General features: G+C 70.1%; 22 protein-coding genes. 10 read left to right on the forward strand and 12 right to left on the reverse strand.

Going from position 1 to position 20,133, the window contains the following annotated elements; translation table 11 throughout:
• Nucleotides 1–78: 78 nt before the first annotated feature.
• The 3 genes from L6E10_RS21530 to L6E10_RS21540 all read left to right on the forward strand — a co-directional run bounded on the left by L6E10_RS21530 (nucleotide 79) and on the right by L6E10_RS21540 (nucleotide 3,256).
• Nucleotides 79–1,452 carry an MFS transporter gene (locus tag L6E10_RS21530; RefSeq protein ID WP_236221330.1) on the forward strand — a complete coding sequence of 458 codons (1,374 nt, stop codon included), beginning with the start codon at nucleotides 79–81 and terminating at the stop codon, nucleotides 1,450–1,452.
• On the forward strand, nucleotides 1,453–2,202 hold the full coding sequence (locus L6E10_RS21535) for an isocitrate lyase/phosphoenolpyruvate mutase family protein (RefSeq protein WP_236221331.1): 750 nt from the start codon (nucleotides 1,453–1,455) through the stop codon (nucleotides 2,200–2,202). It abuts the gene before it with no gap.
• Between the two features lie 64 nt (nucleotides 2,203–2,266).
• Nucleotides 2,267–3,256, forward strand: a complete 990-nt coding sequence (locus tag L6E10_RS21540) for an RNA polymerase subunit sigma-70 (protein WP_236221332.1) — start codon at nucleotides 2,267–2,269, stop codon at nucleotides 3,254–3,256.
• Between the two features lie 158 nt (nucleotides 3,257–3,414).
• On the opposite strand, the gene L6E10_RS21545 is transcribed toward L6E10_RS21540, so the two are convergent.
• Together L6E10_RS21545 and L6E10_RS21550 are read right to left on the reverse strand one after the other, a co-directional pair.
• Nucleotides 3,415–3,720 (reverse strand): hypothetical protein, encoded by a 306-nt coding sequence (locus L6E10_RS21545; RefSeq protein ID WP_236221333.1) that lies wholly within the window; start codon nucleotides 3,718–3,720, stop codon nucleotides 3,415–3,417.
• A 223-nt stretch (nucleotides 3,721–3,943) separates the two neighbouring features.
• On the reverse strand, nucleotides 3,944–4,426 hold the full coding sequence (locus tag L6E10_RS21550) for a hypothetical protein (protein ID WP_236221334.1): 483 nt from the start codon (nucleotides 4,424–4,426) through the stop codon (nucleotides 3,944–3,946).
• 221 nt (nucleotides 4,427–4,647) lie between these two features.
• Between L6E10_RS21550 and L6E10_RS21555 the strand changes: the two genes are divergently transcribed.
• Nucleotides 4,648–6,780 carry a tetratricopeptide repeat protein gene (locus tag L6E10_RS21555; protein WP_236221335.1) on the forward strand — a complete coding sequence of 711 codons (2,133 nt, stop codon included), beginning with the start codon at nucleotides 4,648–4,650 and terminating at the stop codon, nucleotides 6,778–6,780.
• A 54-nt stretch (nucleotides 6,781–6,834) separates the two neighbouring features.
• On the opposite strand, the gene L6E10_RS21560 is transcribed toward L6E10_RS21555, so the two are convergent.
• Nucleotides 6,835–7,749 (reverse strand): NAD-dependent epimerase/dehydratase family protein, encoded by a 915-nt coding sequence (locus tag L6E10_RS21560; RefSeq protein ID WP_236221336.1) that lies wholly within the window; start codon nucleotides 7,747–7,749, stop codon nucleotides 6,835–6,837.
• A gap of 201 nt (nucleotides 7,750–7,950) precedes the next feature.
• Here L6E10_RS21560 and L6E10_RS21565 point away from each other — a divergent pair, with 201 nt between their 5' ends.
• Nucleotides 7,951–8,553, forward strand: a complete 603-nt coding sequence (locus L6E10_RS21565) for a TetR/AcrR family transcriptional regulator (RefSeq protein ID WP_236221337.1) — start codon at nucleotides 7,951–7,953, stop codon at nucleotides 8,551–8,553.
• Nucleotides 8,554–8,596: 43 nt separating this feature from the next.
• On the opposite strand, the gene L6E10_RS21570 is transcribed toward L6E10_RS21565, so the two are convergent.
• Together L6E10_RS21570 and L6E10_RS21575 are read right to left on the reverse strand one after the other, a co-directional pair.
• Nucleotides 8,597–8,935, reverse strand: coding sequence for a DUF1330 domain-containing protein (locus L6E10_RS21570; protein WP_236221338.1), 339 nt, complete (start codon nucleotides 8,933–8,935; stop codon nucleotides 8,597–8,599).
• A 139-nt stretch (nucleotides 8,936–9,074) separates the two neighbouring features.
• Entirely contained in the window at nucleotides 9,075–9,905 is an 831-nt protein-coding gene (locus L6E10_RS21575; protein WP_236221339.1) for a trypsin-like serine protease, read from the reverse strand.
• A gap of 449 nt (nucleotides 9,906–10,354) precedes the next feature.
• On the opposite strand from L6E10_RS21575, the gene L6E10_RS21580 reads away from it, so the two are divergent.
• Nucleotides 10,355–12,577: an MMPL family transporter gene (locus tag L6E10_RS21580; protein WP_236221340.1), complete on the forward strand. Its 2,223-nt coding sequence runs from the start codon at nucleotides 10,355–10,357 to the stop codon at nucleotides 12,575–12,577.
• Nucleotides 12,578–12,619: 42 nt separating this feature from the next.
• Here L6E10_RS21580 and L6E10_RS21585 read toward each other — a convergent pair whose 3' ends face one another.
• From L6E10_RS21585 to L6E10_RS21600, 4 genes are all read right to left on the reverse strand, one after another.
• The gene (locus L6E10_RS21585) at nucleotides 12,620–12,997 is read right to left on the reverse strand and encodes a sensory rhodopsin transducer (RefSeq protein ID WP_236221341.1); all 378 of its coding nucleotides are present in this window, start codon (nucleotides 12,995–12,997) and stop codon (nucleotides 12,620–12,622) included.
• Between the two features lie 13 nt (nucleotides 12,998–13,010).
• Nucleotides 13,011–13,415: a four-helix bundle copper-binding protein gene (locus L6E10_RS21590; protein ID WP_308102840.1), complete on the reverse strand. Its 405-nt coding sequence runs from the start codon at nucleotides 13,413–13,415 to the stop codon at nucleotides 13,011–13,013.
• Nucleotides 13,416–13,485: 70 nt separating this feature from the next.
• Nucleotides 13,486–13,923: a hypothetical protein gene (locus tag L6E10_RS21595; protein WP_236221342.1), complete on the reverse strand. Its 438-nt coding sequence runs from the start codon at nucleotides 13,921–13,923 to the stop codon at nucleotides 13,486–13,488.
• Between the two features lie 93 nt (nucleotides 13,924–14,016).
• Nucleotides 14,017–14,577 carry a TetR/AcrR family transcriptional regulator gene (locus L6E10_RS21600; RefSeq protein WP_236221343.1) on the reverse strand — a complete coding sequence of 187 codons (561 nt, stop codon included), beginning with the start codon at nucleotides 14,575–14,577 and terminating at the stop codon, nucleotides 14,017–14,019.
• Nucleotides 14,578–14,682: 105 nt separating this feature from the next.
• Here L6E10_RS21600 and L6E10_RS21605 point away from each other — a divergent pair, with 105 nt between their 5' ends.
• Entirely contained in the window at nucleotides 14,683–15,573 is an 891-nt protein-coding gene (locus L6E10_RS21605; protein ID WP_236221344.1) for an alpha/beta fold hydrolase, read from the forward strand.
• Between the two features lie 89 nt (nucleotides 15,574–15,662).
• On the opposite strand, the gene L6E10_RS40890 is transcribed toward L6E10_RS21605, so the two are convergent.
• The gene (locus tag L6E10_RS40890; protein WP_308102842.1) at nucleotides 15,663–15,785 is read right to left on the reverse strand and encodes a hypothetical protein; all 123 of its coding nucleotides are present in this window, start codon (nucleotides 15,783–15,785) and stop codon (nucleotides 15,663–15,665) included.
• 15 nt (nucleotides 15,786–15,800) lie between these two features.
• Here L6E10_RS40890 and L6E10_RS21610 point away from each other — a divergent pair, with 15 nt between their 5' ends.
• Entirely contained in the window at nucleotides 15,801–16,217 is a 417-nt protein-coding gene (locus L6E10_RS21610) for a DUF2231 domain-containing protein (protein WP_308102843.1), read from the forward strand.
• 51 nt (nucleotides 16,218–16,268) lie between these two features.
• Here the strand turns inward: L6E10_RS21610 and L6E10_RS21615 are convergent, their stop codons facing one another.
• Nucleotides 16,269–16,904 (reverse strand): hypothetical protein, encoded by a 636-nt coding sequence (locus L6E10_RS21615; RefSeq protein ID WP_236221346.1) that lies wholly within the window; start codon nucleotides 16,902–16,904, stop codon nucleotides 16,269–16,271.
• Between the two features lie 224 nt (nucleotides 16,905–17,128).
• Here L6E10_RS21615 and L6E10_RS21620 point away from each other — a divergent pair, with 224 nt between their 5' ends.
• Nucleotides 17,129–17,986 carry a YihY/virulence factor BrkB family protein gene (locus L6E10_RS21620; RefSeq protein ID WP_308102844.1) on the forward strand — a complete coding sequence of 286 codons (858 nt, stop codon included), beginning with the start codon at nucleotides 17,129–17,131 and terminating at the stop codon, nucleotides 17,984–17,986.
• Nucleotides 17,987–18,374: 388 nt separating this feature from the next.
• Nucleotides 18,375–19,013, forward strand: a complete 639-nt coding sequence (locus tag L6E10_RS21625; RefSeq protein WP_236221347.1) for a carbonic anhydrase — start codon at nucleotides 18,375–18,377, stop codon at nucleotides 19,011–19,013.
• A 509-nt stretch (nucleotides 19,014–19,522) separates the two neighbouring features.
• On the opposite strand, the gene L6E10_RS21630 is transcribed toward L6E10_RS21625, so the two are convergent.
• A partial coding sequence (locus L6E10_RS21630; protein WP_236221348.1) for a hypothetical protein occupies nucleotides 19,523–20,133 on the reverse strand: 611 nt, incomplete at its 5' end.

The raw sequence follows: 20,133 nt of genomic DNA on the forward strand, positions 1-20,133 counted from the left end.
CAACTCCTGTCCTCGGCACCGATTCCTTCTGCCCCCGCTTCGGGTCCACACCTCCGAGGAGCGCAGAAGGAGGACCAAGTGCCTACCCACACGACGACCGCGGGCGAACCGGCGGTCGAGGGAAGAACCAGGACCTGGGTGCTCGTGATCACCTCGGTCGCGTCGCTGATGGTCGTGCTCGACGCACTGGTGGTCGCGACGGCCCTGACGGCGATCAGGACGGATCTCGGTGCCTCGCTCGCCGAACTGGAGTGGACGGTCAACGCCTACGGGCTGGGTTTCGCCGTGCTGCTCATGACGGCCGCGGCCGTCGGGGACCGGTGGGGGCGGCGGAAGGTGTTCGCCGCCGGCGTGGCGGTGTTCGCGGGGGCGTCGCTGGTGTGTGCCGCGGCACCGGACGTCGGGACGCTGATCGCGGGGCGGCTGCTGCAGGGTGCCGGGGCCGCGTTCGTCATGCCGCTCGCCCTCGCGTTGCTGAGCTCGGCCTTCCCGGGGCAGCTCCGGCCGCGCGCACTCGGTGTCTTCGCGAGCGTGAGCGGGGTGGCCGTCCCGCTGGGACCTCTCGTCGGCGGCGCCGTGGTCGCGGGGGTGTCCTGGCAGTGGATCTTCTGGATCAACGTGCCGATCGGCGCCGCGCTGGCCTTCCTCGCCCTCACGAAGATCGGTGAGAGCAGGGGGCCGGACAGCGCCGTCGACGTGCCGGGGCTGGTGCTCGCGGGCGCGGGGACGTTCGGGCTGATGTGGGCGCTGGTCCAGGGCGGTGTGGTGCCCGCGGTGGCCGGGGTCGCCGCGATGGTGTCGTTCGTCGTCTGGGAACGCCGTGCCGCCCACCCGATGCTGCCGCTGCACCTGTTCCGCTCGCGGAGGTTCTCCGCCGCCAACGTCGTGATCTTCTTCCACTGGGGCTCCGCGTTCGGGGTGGTGTTCTTCATGGCGCAGTTCCTGCAGACGGGGCTCGGGTACGGGCCGTTGGCCGCGGGACTCGCGCTGGCGCCGTGGGGACTGACGACGGTGGTCGTCCCGCAGTGGGTGGGTCGCAGGATCGGCCGGTTCGGTGAGCGGCCCTTCGTCGTGGCGGGGCTCGGGTTGCACGCCCTCGCGATGGTGTGGCTCGCGCGGGTCGCCGGCCCGGCGACCGGGTACACGGCGATCGTGGTACCGATGGTGCTGTCCGGAACGGGCATCGCCCTGTGCCTGCCCGCAGCGCAAAGCGCCGTGCTCACGTCGGTGGAACCGCGGTTCCTCGGCAAGGCCTCCGGCGCGTTCAGCTCGATGCGGCAGCTCGGCGGGGCGTTCGGTGTGGCGCTCCTCGTCGTGGGGTTCTCGAAGGCCGGGAGCTACGCGTCGGGCGAGGAGTTCTCCCGCGGCTTCACCGCCGCTGCAATGACCGGTGCGGCGCTCGCGGTCGTGGGCGCCCTGGCCGGATCACTCATCCCGCGAAAGGTGCGATAGATGTCCGACCTCGAAGTACACGCCGACCTGCTGCGCGAACTGCACCACGGCTCGATGCTCGTGCTGCCGAACGCGTGGGACGAGCCCAGCGCGGAGCTCGTGGTGGAGCTGGGTTTCCCGGTCGTGGCGACGTCGAGCGCGGCCGTGGCGGACGTGCTCGGCCACGCGGACGGCGAGAAGGCGCCGTGGCGGGAGATGTTCGCGGCGGTCGCCCGGATCGCACGGACCGTGCCCGTCCCGGTGACCGTGGACGCGGAGGCGGGGTACGGCCTGTCCCCCGAGGATTTCGTGGCCGCGCTCCTCGACGCGGGTGCCGTCGGGTGCAACCTGGAGGACACCGATCACCGGCGGGGCGGACTCCTGGACGCCCGGGAGCAGGCGGACCGGCTCGCCGGGGTGCGCGCGGCGGCCGACGCCGCCGGGGTCCCGGTCGTGGTCAACGCCAGGATCGACGTGTTCCTGCCGTCGAGCGGCATCGGGGAGGCCGACCGGCTGCCGGAGGCGCTCCGCCGGGCGCGTCTCTACCGCGCGGCGGGCGTCGACTGCGTCTACCCGATCGGCGGGTCGGCCGGGGACACCCTCCCGCCCCTGGTCGCGGGGGGTCCGGTCAACGCCAACACGACCGACGAGCTCGACCTGGAGGCGTTGCGGTCGCTGGGGGTGGCGAGGGTGTCGTTCGGTCCCCGCTTCTACCGGGGAGGAGGGCTGGCGACCATGCGCGACGCCTTGGAGCAACTGGGCGCGCGATAGCGATTCCTTTTCGCGGCCGGCGGTGTCCAATGGGTAGTTGACGACCCGCGACCAGGAGCGTGACGTGTCTGCCGAGGTGCTCCCACCGTTGACCAGCGTGCGGCTGCACGACGAGTTCGACCTGCTGCGACCGGGGCTGGTCGCGCACTGCTACCGGATGACCGGGTCGTACCAGGACGCCGAGGACGTCGTCCAGGACACGTACCTGCGGGCGGTGCGCGGCATGGCGGGGTTCGAGGGGCGGTCGTCGGTCAAGACCTGGCTGTACCGGATCGCGACCAACACGTGCGTCAGCGCGCTGTCCCACCGCAGCCGCCGGGTGCTCCCGGCCGGTCTCGGAGCGCCCGAGACCGATCCGGACGTGCGCGTGCGCTCCGACGGGTCCATCGCCTGGCTCGAACCGCTGCCCGACGCCCTGCTGCACCACCGCGACGACGAGCCGGGCGAGGTGGTCGTGCTGCGCGAGTCCGTGCGGCTCGCGCTGATCGCGGCACTGCAGTACCTGCCGGTGCGGCAACGGGCGGCGTTGCTGCTGCGGGAGGTCCTGTCGTGGTCGGCCGCCGAGATCGCGGAGACGCTCGGCGTCAGCGTTCCCGCGGTGAAGAGCCTGCTGCAACGGGCCCGCAGGCGGCTCGACGAGCTGGACCTGACGGACCTGAGGCCTCAGCAGCCGGACCTCGAGCTCGAACGCGCGCTCCTCGCCCGCTACGTCACCGCGTTCGAGGCGGGCGACTCCGCCGCCATCCGCGAGGTCATCCACGACGACTTCAGTCTCGAGGCCGTGCCGCACCCGGTGTGGTTCCGGGGCGTGCGGGTGTGCGTCCCGTTCCTGGAGAAGACCTTCGCCGCCAGGACCGAAGACGTCAGGATGCTGCCGACCAGGGCCAACGGCCAGCCCGCCGCGGCCGGGTACCGCCGCGACGGCTCCGGGGTCCTGCGCGCCGACTGCCTGTGGGTGCTGACCGTGACCGGCGACCGGATCTCGCGCTCGGTCAAGTTCGAGAACCCCGGCCTGGTCGTCGCCGCCGGCCTCCCGGAACAGCTGACGCCCTGACGGCACGATCTCGGGCATGGACGGCTCGCAGGTCGCTCACAAGACCAGGTTGAGCAGGAGGGTCAGCACAACGGAGGCGACCACCGAAAGGGTGATCATCAGCAGGCAGCCGAGACGCCCACCGAGCGGACGGATCTTCACCTGACCTGTCCCCTGGCTCAGCGGTCGGCGCCGTCACGCCGGCGACTGGCCGCCTTGGCCAGTCCACGGCTGATCATGTAGCCGATCGCCAGGAAGGTGACGTAGCGCAACGCCTGCTCGGCGTTGAACGGGTCGGCGGTGTTCGCGTCACCGCTCACCATCAGTGCCGTGACCACCACTGCGGCGACCGCGGCGAGGAACACGAAGAACTCCGTGGTCTTGAACGACGACTTGGTCTCCGGATCCGCTCTGTGCGCCGCCGGCGCTCCGGTGGCGAGGTCGCCCGCGACCCTGCCGCCCTGCCAGCCTGAACTTCCGCTCATGCCGCCGCTCATCGGACCTGTTGCGCTGGTCATGTCGGTTCTCCTGTTCAGATCGACGACATTTGCATTGCCTGCCGATGGGTGCCCTTGTCGAAGCGGCACAAACCACAGGCGGGACGCGACCTGATCCCGCTTGCACCGTGGCTCCCCGCCGTGTGACCGGACCGCACACGGCGGCCGCCGGGGATCCGGCACGACGCCGGTTTCCTGCGTGCCGCAGGCGTCAGCTCCCGGTGGCGACGAGCACGAGCGCGCGGTCGTCCGGCGCGAGGTAGGCCTTGGCGAACCACCTGTCGGCGGCGAAGGCCCGGTCGAGCCGATCACCGGTGAGGAAGCCGCCACCGGGCAGCTCACCGCGCAGGCCGTCGACGACGTCCGGCGTCTTGCCCGCGGACTCGGGGCTGTACGCGGACCTCAGCTCGTCCACCTCGCTCTTCGGCAGCGTGATCACCGCATCGATCCAGTAGGTCGACGGGCCGGGTGCGCGGTCGGAGCCGAGGGTGCCCGACATCCAGCGGGCCCGCTCCGGGGTGCCCAGGGCCGCGAACCGCTTGGTGAGCGGCTCCAGGTCGGTTCGCAGTTCGCCGGTACCGGACTTGCCGGCGGACTCGGTGGTGCGCACGTCCGTTCCTCCGCCCCGCGACGACTGGCAGCCCGCGGTCAGCACCGCGCACAGCAGCACGGCGGTCAACCTGGTGAACCTCACCGGCGCTCCTTGGGTTCGTCCGGGGTCGCGGCCCGACCCGCGTGGCTCACGATCCTCGCCCGGCGCCCCGGTCGGTCCACCGGGTGGGTGGACGGCCTCCCACACGGAATGGCCTTCGCTGTCGAGGAAAGCTGCGCCCTCAGGAGGAATAGCGTCTTCTCGATCAGGTGTGCGCGATCGGGCCAGTGATGTGAAGCCGGCGCGCGAATACAGTTTCGTCCATGGGCGAGGCCGGGTCCGTCGATCGTGTGGTCAACAGCGTGGCGGGCGATGTGGCCGGTGCGGTGGTCCAGGCGGGGTCGATCAGCGGTGGCGTCGTGGTCCACCAGACAGCCTGGCAGACGGCGGTGCCCCGGCAGCTCCCACCGTCGAGGACCGGCTTCGTGGGGCGCAAGGAGGAACTGGCGGCGCTCGACGCGCTGGTCGAGGACCGTGACGCGGTCGGGATCTCGGTGGTCGACGGCATGGCGGGGGTGGGCAAGTCCTCCCTGGTGGTGCACTGGGCGCACCAGCGCGAGGACCGGTTCCCCGACGGCCAGCTCTACGTGGACCTGCGCGGGTTCGACCCGGCGAGCGCGCCCGTGGAGCCGGGTGAGGCCATCTGCGCGTTTTTGGACGCGCTCGGAGTGCCCAGCGGGATGGCGCCCGCGGGGCTCGACCGGCGGGTCGGCCTCTACCGCAGCCTGCTCGCCGGGCGGCGGATGCTGGTCGTTCTGGACAACGCCAGGGACAGCGACCAGGTCACCTCCCTCCTGCCCGGGAGCCCGAGCTGTCGAGCGGTGATCACCAGCCGCTACCGGCTGGACGGCGTGGTGGCGCGTTTCGGTGCTCACACCGTCAAGGTGGACGTGCTCGCCGACGACGAGGCGTTGGCCCTTCTCACCACGGCGTTGGGGCAGAACCGCGTCGCGGCTGATCCGCGGTCCGCGGCCGAGCTCGTCAGGCAGTGCGCCCGGCTGCCGATCGCGCTCACGATCTTGACAGCGCGGCTCGTCGAAGAACCCCACCTGTCGTTGCGCACGCTCGCCGCGGAACTGCGCGATCACCGCAGACGCCTCAGCTTCCTCGACTGCGGCGAGGCCGGGCTCGCGGTCGCCTCGGTGTTCTCCTGGTCCTACCACGCCCTCGACTCCGCGGCGGCTGCGCTCTTCCGGCTGCTGGGACTGCATCCAGGACCCGACTTCACCCTGCCGGCACTGGCCTCACTGGCGGGAGCCGGACTCCACGAGGCGCGGGAGCTGGTGCTCGAGCTCAGCCGGGCACACCTCGTCGAGCAGCACAAACCGGGGCGCTACCGGATGCACGACCTGCTGCGGGTGTACGCCCGCGATCGCTGCAACGCCGAAGTCCGCCCCGTGTTCCGCGACCGTGCCGGACACCGGCTGCTGGACCACTACCTGCACACCAGCGTTGCGGCGGACCGGCACATGGACGCCCCTTGGGAGGAAGTCCACATCGGACCGCCGACCGGCGCTGTGACGCTGCGGCACATCGGCAGCCAGGCCGACGCGCTCGCCTGGTTCCGCGCCGAACACGCCGTCCTGCTGGGCGTCCTCGACCACGGCACTGCCCTCGGTTCCGACCACACCTGGCGGCTGGCCCGCGCCATGGCCACCTACCTCGACCGGGGGAACCACCGTGTGGACTTCGTCCACACCCAACGCCTTGCCGTGGCCGCCGCGGAACGTTCAGGCACGCCTCAAGCGAGGGCCATGGCCCACAGGCTCCTCGGTCGCGCTCTTATCCGCGCTCGGCGCCACGAAGAGGCTCGCGAACACCTCCGAGAAGCGTTGCGCCGCTTCGAGGAGCTGGACGACTTGATCGGGTTGTCCCACACCTGCTACGCGCTGGGCTACCTGTACGGCCTGACCGGTGACCGGGCACAGGCCCTCGCCGAGAGCCGCACAGCGCTGGTGCTGTCCCGGCGCGGTGGCCACCGGCTTTGGCAAGCCAAGGCGCTCAACAACATCGGCTGGTGCCACCTGGAGTACGGCGAGCCCGGCGAGGCGCTGTCCCCTTGCCTCCAGGCATTCGACCTGTACCGCACCATCGGCACCGACCCCGACGGCTACGCCCACGTCCTCGAGTGCCTGGGGCGCGCGTACTCGGGTGTCGGCGAGCCGAGGAAGGCCCTGGACTTCTACCGACAGGCAATCGCGTTGTGCGAACAGCGCGGGAACCACCTCACGCGCTGCACGACTCTCCGCTTCATGGCCACCGACCACGCGACGCTCGGCGACTACGAGGCGGCACGCGCCGCACTGCGCGATGTGGTCGCCACACTGCTACGCCTGGATTCCCCGGAGGCCACCGCGGTGCAGCGCGAACTGGCCGCACTCGATCGACTCGCATAGGAGCGGCGTCGTCCACGGCACGAGCTCCGGCAGGATCACCGAACCACCGCTCCATCACGCGGCGGCGAGAGCGACCTGGTCGCGGATGGCGGCGTCGAGGTCGGTGGCGGTCAGGCCGAAGGTGTCCGCCGTTTCTGTCGCGTCCATGTGAAATGGCGCGTACCACTGGTAGTCCATCTCGGCCATCTCACGGGCGATGGGCACGACCAGCCCGGCCGTGCGCATCGCGAAGCGCGGCAGTTGGACCAGTTTGACCGGTGGCCGGCCCGCGGCGACGGCGCAGCGTCGTGCGAGCTCGCGGATGGTCACGGCCGGTGCGGACGGCACGTGCCAGGCTCGACCCCATGCGCGTTCGTCCTGGGCGAGCGCGACCAGGGTTGTGGCCATGTCGCCGTTGAAGGTGAAGGTGTGCGGCATGTCCAGGTGCCCGGTGATCCACGCGGCACGGCCCTTCTCCCACGCCGGCTCGATCAGCATGGAGTAGATGCCGACCGCGTCCTTGCCGATGTAGTCGGAGCCGCGGACCTCGACGGTGCGGATGCCGGCACCGAGGGCCTGTTCCCACATCCGTTTGCGCAGGCGGCCTTTGCGCCCGGTGGCGGCCATGGGAGTGCGCTCGTCCATCCGGCCGCCGGGCTGCGGTCCGTAGGCGTAGAGGCTGCCGGTGAGCGCCAGGACCGCGTCGTTGGCCTTCGCGGCGGCGATCACCGAGGTTTGCAGAGGCGGCAACAAGCGCTCCCACAGGGTGTACGAGGTCGGGTTCGCGCAGTGGTAGATCACCTTCGCGCCGCGGGACAGCTGGGTCATCCGCAACGGGTCCGAGGCGTCCGCCGCGACCCGCTCGACCAGCGGGTGCGCGGGGCCGGAGCCGCTGCGCGTGACGATCCGGACGCTCTCGCCGCGCTCGACCAGCAGGCGGGCGACGTTCGTACCGATGGAACCGGCGCCGATGATGACGTGTTCGGCCATGACGAGCTTCTCCTTGAGGTTCCTGGGATTTCGCCCAGTCGTCACACCGGGGCCGGTACCTGACCGGCATCACTACAACTCACAACCCTGTTTCTAACAACGTTAGATTTCCTAACGCCGTTAACTCAACCAGGTCGGCATGGGGTCGTCAAGGCTCGGCGGTTAGGGTCCGGCGACACCACCGGAGCGAAGTGGCGGAGCATGCCGACCAGCACGAGACGGGACCGGGAACGGGTGCGGACCCGCGAGCGGATCATCGAGGCCGCGCTGCACGTCCTCGAGACGGAGGGCGTCGCGGCGCTGACGATCCGGCGCATCGCGGCCGACATCGAATACTCCGCACCTGTCGTCTACCAGCACTTCGCCAACAAGGACGCGCTCGTGCTGGAGTTGGTCGCGCACGGCCACCGCCTGATGCTGGCCGAGTTCCGGCAGGCCGCCGAGGAGCCCGGCATCGACCGGCGCATGATGCGCATCGCATCCGACTACGTCCGGTTCGCCGGCGAGCACCCACACCTCTACGAGGTCATGAACGGCACCGTGGTCGGCGCGGACGAGCGCCGGCACGCCGCGGAGCCGGCCATCGCGGTCCTCAAGGACCTGCTCGGCGCCTGGTCGGAAGCACACGACGTGGTGCTGGCCGACCTCGATGAGGCCTGCGAGATCATCTGGGGCGCGCTCTACGGCATGGCCTCGCTCGGCTGCCTCGGCACCGTCGGCAACGAACGCGCGCGACGGCTCGCCGAGCAGGCGCTCCGCGCGATCCTCCTCGGCTGGCGAACCGGGGCACCGGGAAACGGGTAGTCCGGCACCGCCGCCGGCTTCGAGGCCTTGCGACCGGGAGGGATCAGGCCCAGGGGGTGGTCGCCTGGAGCACCGCCTCGGTCAACGCCTCCGTGCGCAACCGCGTCACCTCCTGGTAGTCCGGGTCAGCCACCATGCGGCTGAACGCGGCGCGATCCGGGTAGCGCACGACGATCACCGCGTCCCAGCTCTGCCCCTCCTCCGCCACCAGCACGGTCGATCCGGTCCCGGCGTAGAGGACCTCGCCGCCGTAGCGAGGCAGGAACGTCTCACTCAGATGACGCGCGTACTCCCGGTAGGCCTCGGCACCGCCCTCGGCGAACCGGAGCAGGTTCAGCATCACCACCGGCCCGCCCGAGTCCTCGGCGAGCAGTCGCTTCAAGTCCGCACCACGTGGATCAACGGCCATGGGCACAGCATGCCGTGCCGCACCGGTCGATGCCCAGGAGCGCGAAGCACCGGGTGCCGCCGTGTGAGGGGATCGCGGCGGCACCCGGTCACGCCGGACGCTCCGGCGTGGATCAGCGGTTGGTGTTGATCGTCTTCTGGATCCAGCCGGTGTACGCGGTCGCGTTGGTGTACAGGCCCGGTCCGTTCGCGCAGGGCACGTCCTCGTCACCGGGACCGGAGGTGATGCCGATCAGTTCCCACCGCCCCCACTTGCCGCGCTGGAGCTGCGGCCCACCGGAGTCGCCCGAGCACGCCATCGCGCCCGCCTTCCGGCTCACCGTGCACAGCCGGGTTCGATCGGCGAAGCCGGGCGCGCACTCGGACTCGGCACCGCGCCGGGTGTCGAGCTGCTGGAGGCGCTCGGCGAACCTCCACTCGTCCGGGCCGGCCCCCTCGACCGTGGTGCCGAACCCCAGCAGCCGGGTCGGGGTGCCGGGCGTGCCTGCCCGGTCCGCGATCCGGATCGGCTGCTGGGCGACCGGGCGGTCCAGGCGCACCAGCGCGATGTCGTTGCGGTTGGGCTGCATGCCCGGCAGGACCTCGTAGCCCGGGTGGCGCACCACGCGGTCGATGGCCCTGACGGTGCCACCGGAGGTCCGCCGGTCGCTGCCGATGCGCACGGTGCCGTCCAGCACCGCCCCCTCCTCGCTCTGGCCGACGCAGTGCGCTGCCGTCACCACCCACCTCGGGTGGATCAGCGACGCCCCGCACACGCCCTGGGCGTTGCCCGCGCTGGGCACCGTCAACGGGATCGAGGTCATGAACTCGTAGCGCTCCGCGGAGTTCTCCCCGTTGATGATCGCACCGGCGGTGCCGGTGAGCGCCGCGGTGGCGAACGCACCCGCCAGCAGGACGCCGGCCACCCGAACCACTCCACGGCGCACTGACTTCAGTCTCGACATGCTCTTCCTCCACAACGAAAACGACGAACGAGACCAATCCTTTCCGTTCACTGTGGACGGAACCATGCAGGCAACCCGCCTGTCGGCGTCGAGAGTGCTCGACCATCGGGGGTGGAGCCCGCACCACCGAAGACGAGGACCATCTTCCGGCGCGAACGGTGGCCCCGTCCGCTGCGAGCAACCGCACGATCGGGGCCCGGAGCGCAGCTTCACAAGTGCCCTGGGACTCCACCTGCCGAGGCCGCATCTGGCGCTGTATAGAGCATGTCGACGATGGGCGCGAATTCACGCCACATGACACGGTCACATTTTCGGTTGATTTTCTCTGCACGCACCCTCTGAGGGACGCTCGATCGGGCGACAAACGAGCGCGCAAAACCGGGTGGCAATAGCTTTCGGTGCGACAGGCAGGACGGTCCACCGGCATCCGATGCAGAGGGAGTCGTTGCGTGTTCAGAGGAATCGGCAGAGTCGTCACCGGACGTGCACAAGCCGTCCTCATGGCCGGAGCGTTCGTGGTGATCGGCGCCGGGATACTCGGTTTCTCCGCGTCCGGTGCCTTGACGACGTCCGGTTTCGGTGATCCGGGTTCGGAGTCCTGGCGCGCGCAGACCCTCATCGAGGAGCGTTTCGGCGGTCGCGCCAACGCCCTGGTCCTGTTCACCGCCCGCGACGGCACGGTCGACGACGCGGCGGTCAGGCAGGCCGGCGGCGAGCTGACCGCGCACCTGGCGGCCGACCCCGTGCTGTCCGACGTGACCTCCTACTTCGCCACCGGGGCGCCGCAGCTGCGCTCCGACGACGGCCGGCACGCGCTCGCCCTCGGCCAGTTCTCCGGTGACTTCGCGGACAACGAGAAGACCGTCGAGCGGCTGCGTGAGCGCTATGCCGGCGACCGAGGTGCGATCACCGTCCACATCGGCGGCACGGCGGCGGTCGAACTGGACGCGGACCGGCAGCTCGCCGCTGATCTGCTGCTGGCCGAGCTGATCGCCGTTCCGGTGATCCTGCTCCTGCTCGTGCTGGCCTTCCGCACGATCGTGGCCGCGGTACTGCCCGTGCTCATGGGTGGCATCGCGATCGTGTGCACCATCGCCGAGTTGTCGGTCATCGGGTCGCTGACCGACGTGTCGATCTACGCGATCAACATGGCCGTCGGATTGGGCCTGGGACTCGCCGTCGACTACGCGATGCTGATGACGAGCCGGTTCCGCGAGGAACTGGCCGCCGGGCTCGACACCTCCGCCGCGGTGGTCCGCACCGTGCAGACCGCCGGTCGGACGATCGTGTTCAGCGCCGTCACGGTGGCCGTCGCGCTCGCCGCGCTGCTGTTGTTCCCGATGTACTTCTTGCGTTCGTTCGCCTACGCCGGGATCGGGGTGGTCACCGCTTCCATGATCAGCGCGGTGGTCGTGCTGCCCGCGCTGCTGACCGTGCTCGGGCCGAAGGTCAACGCGGGTCGCCTGCCGTGGGCGCACCGGTACCCCCTCGGTTCCGGTTCGGCTTTCTGGGGGAGGCTGGCCGGCGCGGCCATGCGGCGGCCGCTGCTCACCGGGGCGCCGGTGGTCGCCCTGCTGCTGCTGGCGGCGGTGCCGCTGCTGCGGGCCGACCTCGGCATGCCCGACGACCGGGTGCTGCCGAGCTCGGCCCCGAGCCGGGTGGTGGGCGACGTGTTGCGCGCACACTTCGGCAACGAGGACAGCAGGTCGATCCAGGTCGTCGTGCAGGGCACCGCCGAGCCGGCCGCGGTCGCCGGTCACGCGCGCCGGATCTCCGAGCTTCCCGGTGTGCTGCGGGTGACGTCCAGCGCGGGAGCGTTCGTCCGCGGTCACGACAGCGGACCGGCTCCCACCAGCGCCACGCTCGTCCGTGCCGACAGCCAGCGGCTCCTCGTGGCAGCCCAGCCCGAACCCAGCTCCGCGCAGGCTCGCGACCTGATCAGCGCGATCCGCGCGCTGCCCGAGCCGACCGGCACGTCGGTCGTGGTCGGCGGCGAGGCGGCGCTCCTGGCGGACAGCCACGACGCGATCGGAAGCCGGTTGCCACTGGCGATCGCGTTGATCGCGATCACCACGTTCCTCCTGCTGTTCCTGTTCACCGGGAGCTTCCTGCAGCCGCTGCGGGCGGTGGTGTTCAACGTGCTCGGCTTGTCGGCCACGATCGGCGTGCTGGTGCTGGTCTTCCAGGAGGGATGGCTGTCGCCGGTTCTCGGCTTCACCCCGTCGCCGCTCAACATCTGCATGCTGGTGCTGATGTTCACCATCATCCTCGGACTGTCCATGGACTACGAGCTGTTCGTGGTGAGCCGGATCAAGGAGGCCCACGACCAGGGCACCGACCACCACGCGGCGGTGATCCACGGGATGTCGCGCACCGGGCGGCTCGTGTCCACCGCCGCGGCGCTGATCGCGGTCAGCCTCTTCGCCTTCGCGATCAGCGGCGTGAGCTTCGTCCAGATGTTCGGCATCGGGGCGGGGCTGGCCGTTCTGCTGGACGCCACGCTCATCCGCGGCGTGCTGATGCCGGTCGGCATGCGGCTGCTCGGCCGCCATGCGTGGTGGGCTCCCGCGCCGCTGCGCCGCCTGCACCGACGCGTCGGTCTCCGCGAGGCGCCGGACACGCCCGCCCACAAGATCCCGGCACTTCATCCTCTCCCCGAAGCCGCCCGGTAGTGCGCGCTCACCCCACCACCGCCGATGGCGGATCGGCCGTGACTAGCTCGCCGGCCAGGCCATCGTCGACAGCAACGCCAGTTCGGCCTGGCGGGAGTCGAGACGGCTGTGCTGGACGACCACCGGGACGTCGCTGCGCAGCACCGTGGCGAAGTCGGTGTCCCGCGGGACCGGCTCGGGATCGGTGAGGTCGTTGAACCGCTGGTGCCGCGTGCGGCGAGCGGGCACCGTCAGGCGGTACGGCCCCACCGGTTCCCTGTCGGTGAAGTAGACGGTGATCTCCACGTGCGCGTCCGTGTCGGAGGTGTTGAGGATGCACGCGGTCTCGTGGCTTTGCAGCGCCGGGCTGTCGCCGTGGCCACCACCCGGGATGTGCCCCTCCGCGATCACCCACGTGCGCTGTCCGAGAGCGTTCTGCACGGTCACCTCCCGGTCAGCTGATCGTGGCGAGCAGGTCGCGGCAGGCGGCTTCACACGCCCGGCAGGCTTCGGCGCAGATGCGGCAGTGCTCGTGCATAGTTGCGTGGCCTTCGCACTCGTCACCACAGGCCTTGCACGCCACCGCGCACGCCTCGAGCAACGCCCGGCTGACGTTGGCGTCGTAGCCGGTGTGCCGCGACAACACCCGAGCCGTGGCACCGCAGATGTCCGCGCAGTCGAGGTCGGTGCGGATGCACTTCGTCAACTCCGCCACCGAGTCCTCGCTCAGGCAGGCGTCGGCACAGGAGGTGCACGCCTCGGCACACGCGATCAGCGCGTCGATGGCCGCCGCCAGCTTGCCGCGATCGAGGTTGATCTCAGCGGGGTAGCTCTCCAGCATCGGCATTGTCGTGGTCACGTCAGCCCTCCTCGACGGGGATCCGATCCCGTGACGGCTACCCCGGCACGTGCCCGCGAACCGCGAGCGCTCACTGGAAGCGGGCCGAGTCGCCCACCTGCCGGTCGACGTCCCGTTCCGGCCGCGCCCGCTTCGTGAGAACGAGGCTCGCGCAGGTCAGCACCACCACGACGACACCGACCACGACGTCGTTGACGACAACCGGCGTACCGCCGTAGTCGAGCACCAGAGGAGCCACCACCAACCACGTGCCCAGCACGACGTTGACGCCCCAGCCTGCCCGGGCCACCGCTCGCGGCGCGATGGCGCGGGTCAGCGCCACCACCACGATGACGAACCCGATCGCCAGGTCGACCCAGCGGGTGTCGAGACCCGCCACGTTCCCGCGGTGGCCGAACAGCACCGCGGCCACCATCAGCCAGATCCCGGCCAGGACGTTCAGGCTGCTCGGCACGCTGGCCAGCGCTTGGTTGCCCTTGGCCGGCGAACTCCTGGTTCGTGCGTTCATCTCGCTCCCTCGGACCGGCGACCACCGTCCGGGTCGCACCACCGGCCGGGTACCCGCCGTTCACGAGATCACGTCGGCGCGCACGTGCCGCTCCTAGGGCTGCGGCGTGAGCAGGGCAAGAGCACCGGCCACGGCGGCGTCTGCCGACTTCTGGCTCCCCGTCGCCCGTGCGAGCACGAACACTCCCTGGAGCACTGCGAGCAACATCGCGGCGGTCTCCTCCGGTACCAGCTCGGACGACAACGAGCCGTCCGCCTTGCCGTCGCGGACCGCCTCCTCGACCACCTCCGCCAGCGCCGCGAACACGGAGCCGATCGCCTCCCGGAGCTCCGGCTCGGCCAGCATCCCGGCGTCGTAGGTGAACCCCCCGACCCGGCAGCCGGCCAGTGCGTCACCGGCCAGCGAGAGCACACCGGCCAGCCGCTCCCGGCCGGTCGGGAGGTCCCGCATCGCCGCGCGGGTCTTCTCGAGCAGGTCGCGACCATTCGCCACCACCACCTCACGTGCGAGGTCGGTTTTGGCCGGGAAGTGGTGGTAGTAGCTGCCCTGGCCCACCCCGGAGGCCTCCATCACCTGGCGCGGACTCGTCGTTGAGTAGCCGTGGCGCCAGAACATCTCCTTGGCGGAGGTCACGATCTTCTGCCTGTTGTCCACGGCACGACCCTACGCGAGGCCCATACATACCTCCAGGTATTGCGACCATACCTAGAGGTATGTATGTTCACGGCATCCACTTCAGCGCTTGCGAGGAGCACCACTGTGACCAAGGCAGTCACCGCCGCGTACCCCGTCGTCGAACACAAAGTCGAGGACCTCGACGGCTTCGAGCTCTTCTACCGCGAGGCCGGACCCGCTGACGCACCCGTCGTGCTCCTGCTGCACGGCTTCCCGACCTCGTCGCACATGTTCCGCAACCTCATCCCGTTCCTCGCGGACCGCTTCCACGTCATCGCCCCCGACCTGCCCGGCTTCGGGCAGAGCGCGGCACCTGACCACACCGAGTTCTCGTACACGTTCGACAACGCGGCCGAGCTGGTGCAGAAGCTCCTGACCCGCCTCGGAATCACGCGCTACGCCGTCAACGTCTTCGACTACGGCGCCCCCACGGCGTGGCGGCTCGCCCTCGCGACGCCGGACGCGATCACCGCGCTGATCGTGCAGAACGGCAACGCCTACGACGAGGGCATCGACAACGACTTCTGGAAGCCGATCAAGCGGTACTGGGCGGACCAGACCCGGGACAACCGCGACGCCCTGCGCCACCTGCTCACCCTCGGCACCACCAGGTTCCAGTACACCGACGGCATGGCGCACCCGGAGCGGATCTCCCCGGACAACTGGATCGTCGACCAGGCGCTGCTGGACCGCCCCGGCAACGACGAGATCCAGCTCGACTACTTCCTGGACTACGGCACGAACCCCGGCCTTTACCCCGCCGTGCAGGAGTGGCTGCGCACCGAGCGGCCACCGACCCTCGTCGTCTGGGGCGGCAACGACGTCATCTTCCCGGCCGCCGGGGCCCACCCCTACCGGCGCGACCTGACCGACGTCGAGTTCCACCTCTTCGACAGCGGCCACTTCCTGCTGGAGGACAAGGCGAGCGAGGTGTTCCCCCTCATCCACGACTTCCTGGCGCGCAAGCTCGGATGACCGGGTAGAACGCGCCACCGGCAGGGCCAAGTCATCGGGATGGGTGGTGGGCGGCAGGGGTAACCGCACACATGAACCTTCATGAGGCGCTACGAGCCGCCGAAGACCTTCGTGCCGTTGACCGGCCGGCAGCCGCGGTGGCGGCGGTGGCCCGGCGGTTGCTGCGGCAGCCCCGCCTCCAGCGGGCGTTGCGAGGATCGTGGCTCGGCCATCCGCTGCACCCCCTGATGATCACCGTGCCCATCGGGGCGTGGGTCTGCGCATCGGTTCTGGACGCCCGCGCGGGCAACGAGGAGGCAGCGCGCCGCCTCACCGGCATCGGCCTGGCGGCGGCGCCACCGACCGTCCTGCTGGGACTGGCCGACTACGACCGGCTGAGCAGGCGGCAGCAGCGCGTCGGCGTGGTGCACGCGATCGCCAACACAGCCGCGCTGGCCTGCTTCACCGCCTCCTACGCCGCACGACGACAGGAAGCTCACGTCCGGGGAAAGCTGCTGAGCCTGCTCGGGCTGACGGCGATGGGCGTCGGCGGGGCGCTCGGTGGCCACCTCGCCTACGCCCAGGGAGCCGGGGTGTTCCGCTGGCAACGCCCCGCGGAAGACGGCACCGTGCGCCCCAGCCCCAGCGCAGCGGTTCCCGTGTGATCAAGCGGATCTGGCCGTCGGCAGGTTGTCAGTGCCTGCCGACGGCCGGGTTCAGCGCCCTCGGCGCACCAGCTTCCACAGCAGCAGCACGGCCGCCGCCACGCCGGCCGCGACCACCGCCGGGTGCTGGCGGGCCTGACGGACACCCTGCTCGACGCGCTGCCGCACGGGCTCGGGCAGCGCGTCGACCGCCTCGAGGGCGGTGACGCCGACCTGCGTGGCCACGACGTCGGCCTTCTGACCGAGCTGGCCCGCGATGGCGGTCGCCTTCTCGCCCACCTGACCGGCGACCACACCGGCCTTCTGACCGGCCTGGGCCGCCTTCTCGCCCACCTGACCGGCGATCACACCCGCCTTCTGGCCGGCCTGGGTCGCCTTCTCGCTCATCTGGGCGGCCGCGGCGGTCACCTTCTCGCGGGCCGCACCCGCCGCCTCGGCGGCACCGGGCTCGTCGGGCTTCTCCCCTGCCTCGCCCGCTGCGCCGGTCGCCTTCTCAGCCGTCGCCGTCGCCGGCTTCCCGGCCCGCGTGCCGTTCTGGGCCGGTGCCGCTCCGGCCCGCACCCCGGGCTCGACCGGTCCGGGCACGTTCCTCCGGGGCGCCGGCGCGCTGTCCCCGAGCTCCCGCCGCGTCTGTGCGGTTTCGGCGCGCAGCTCGCCCGCGTCGGCGGGGACGTTCTTGTCGCTCATCGGTGTGCCCTTTCACTGATGGTGGCGGTGCGCTGGTCGAGGTTCGCGACGACGGCGGCCTGGCGGCCCGAGCCCTGCGATCCTCCCCAGCTTGATCCACCTCTACCCAGAACGCCGGTGGTGTACGCCCGATGTTCGGGGGAAACCCGTCGCGCATGGCGCAGGCACTCGACGCACCCACGCAACTGCCAGGGCGTTCCTGGTGGGCCGTCCTGAAGCGAACGGTGAAGGAGTTCGACGACGACAACCTCACCGACTGGGCCGCGGCGCTGACCTACTACGCCGTGCTGTCGCTGTTCCCCGGCATCCTGCTGCTGGTCTCGCTGCTGGGCCTGCTCGGGCCGGGCGCGACGCAGACCATCGTGGACAGTCTGGACGCGCTGGGCCCCGGCGAAGCCAAGGACTTCATCGCGGGCGCGATCGAGAACCTGCAGAAGTCCGAGGCCAGCGGACTGCTGGCGGTCGTCGGCCTGGTCACCGCGCTGTGGTCGGCGTCGGGTTACGTGGGTGCGTTCATGCGGGCCGCGAACTCGATCTACGACGTCGAGGAGGGCCGCCCGTTCTGGAAGGTCATCCCGCTGCGGCTGGCCCTGACCGTCGGCGTGGTGGTGCTGCTGGCCCTGGTCGCGCTGGGCGTGACGCTCACCGGCGGGGTCGCCGAGTGGCTCGGCGGGCTGCTGGGCCTGGGTTCCACGTTCGTCGCGGTGTGGGACGTCGCCAAGTGGCCCGTGCTGTTCCTCTTCGCCAGTGCCGCGATCGGCCTGCTGTTCTGGGCTTCGCCCAACGTGCGGCAACCGAGCTTCCTGTGGCTCACCCCCGGCGGGTTCCTCACCGTGGTGGTGTGGGTCGCCGCGTCGCTGGGTTTCGCGTTCTACGTCTCCAACTTCGGCTCCTACAACAAGACCTACGGCTCACTGGCCGGTGTCATCATCTTCTTGGTCTGGCTGTGGATCTCGAACCTCGCCCTGCTGCTCGGCGCGGAACTGGACGCGGAACTGGAACGCGGCCGGCGCATGGCCATCGGCGAGTCCAACGGAGAAGACCCGGTCGCCCCGCCCCGTGACACCAGGGCGATGGACTGAAACGGCGCGTCCTGCAGTTCAGTGCCCGGATCGAGCTCGGCGATGCCGGTGAGGAACCACCGTCGCCACTTCGTCTGCTGATCTGCACTTCGACGAGCCTCGACCACCCGATCAGCCGGACCCGTCCTGCGCGGTTCGGGCGCAGGCGATCGTCTCGACCAGTATCCGGAACGTCGCATCGGCGCCACAGGCGTGCAGGGCCATCAAGGCACTTCGCCTCCATCGCGGCCCGCGAGGCGAACGCTGTTCCCAGTTGCGCGACGTGATCCGCGGGACCGTTGCCGCCGCCGAGCAACTGTTGATCATGGCTCTGGCCGCAGTGAACAGGCGCACGAGAGAACGGGTCGCTCAAACCGCGCCACACGACGATGTGTTTTAAGATGTGATCATGGCCGAGCCCACGTCCCTGAGTCCTGCGGATGCTTTTGAACTGCTGCTTTCGGGCAACCAGCGCTTTGTCGCCGGTACACCCGAGCATCCGAACCAGGACGCGACACGCCGCGCCGAGATCGCACCTGCCCAACGCCCGTTCTCGGTGCTGTTCGGGTGTTCCGACTCCCGGCTGGCCGCTGAGATCATCTTCGATCGCGGCCTGGGCGACCTGTTCGTGGTGCGCACCGCCGGCCATGTCATCGGCTCGGAGGTGTTGGGCAGCGTCGAGTACGGAGTAGAGGTTCTGGACTGCCCTTTGGTGGTGGTCCTCGGCCATGACGCATGTGGTGCCGTAGGCGCAGCGTGCGCCGCGCTGGACGAAGGGACGGTTCCGGGTGGGTACATCCGGGATGTCGTCGAGCGCGTGACGCCGAGCGTCTTGGCGGCGCGGGCCGCCGGTCGCTCGGAGGCCGATGAGATTCTCGCCGAGCACGTCGGCCGCACCGTCGACCTGCTGCTCGACCGCTCGCGACTTCTGGCCGAACGGGTGGCTGCCGGCACCGCGGCCGTGGTCGGTCTGTGCTACCGCTTGGCCGACGGCAGTGCCCGCCTCGTTGCGGCCCGGGGCCTGGATGTCGGCGTCACCGCGGTCTGATCAGCCGAATCCGCGTGGCATCGGGTCGGCGGAACCTGTTCTCCGACACCGCAGAAGTGCGCATCAGCGGGAACCCAGGACAGTAAGTGAGTCCACTGTGTCCACTCCTGGCTCCCGCAGCGCGCGGGCCGCGATGGTGAACCTGACCGCACAGCATGAGAACTCGGTCGTAGCAAATCTGGACGTGAGCTGGCCATCAAGACCGTTCACCCGTGTGGCCTGCCGATGACCAACCTTGCGGTGTCAAGGACAAACTCGCCCAGATCGATGCCACGCTTCAGCGAACGATGGCAACGACCGAACTCGGCATGCCCATGATCGGGTCTGTCTCCGGAAGGCCTCTTGCTCCGTCAGAATCAAGTTCGGAGAACGACCCAGGACACTGTCACTGATCAACTGCGCCAGCGGTGTTGCACGCCTGATCTCATCGCCACGCGGGATTACGACTCGGCAGCCAGGGGCCGAACAGGGTTCCGTACTCCTCACCCGTCTCGACGAGGAGTACGAAATCAGGCGCAGTAGCCGAGACTGCAGCATGCAGGCACCCCAGCAAAACCGAGATGGGCGGCAGCTTCAAGTCCAGCGCCGACGCCAGGCGAGCCCGGTGAACCCCCCAACGCCGGTTCATGGTCGAGCTCGTCGCGCCCCAGGTGCTCGGCCGTTGTCCGCATCGCCGCCAAGTCACCGGCTCCGGAAAAACTCAGACAGTCGTGCCAGGACGGCAGTCCGATCATGATCTCCAGTGCAGCGGCCAGGCTCTGGCCGATCAGACCCGCCTGTTCTTCGGAGCTGGCGTACAGGAGAGGGCGAACAGCCTGCCGATCACCGCACAGGAAGAACGTCCCTCCAGTGGAGTCACCCGCAACACCTTCCAAGGCAACGCCCGACGACAGTCGGACTGGCTCGACATGGTCGCCGCGAGAGAGATCGAACTCGCACACATGACACAGCAGCTCGGTGAGACCGGAGTCTTGCCGGATCAGGTTCAGAATGTCGTCGTCGATCTTCATGCCGCGGACGTCAACAGCAGAGCGGACACTCCAGCCCGGATAGCCGGTTCCTGGAACGGCCTGTGCACGGCCCTGGCCCGCCTCGCCGCCTACCTCGACGAGCACGGCAG

Source organism: Lentzea sp. CC55 (assembly GCF_021056325.1).
GTDB lineage: Bacteria > Actinomycetota > Actinomycetes > Mycobacteriales > Pseudonocardiaceae > Lentzea > Lentzea jiangxiensis.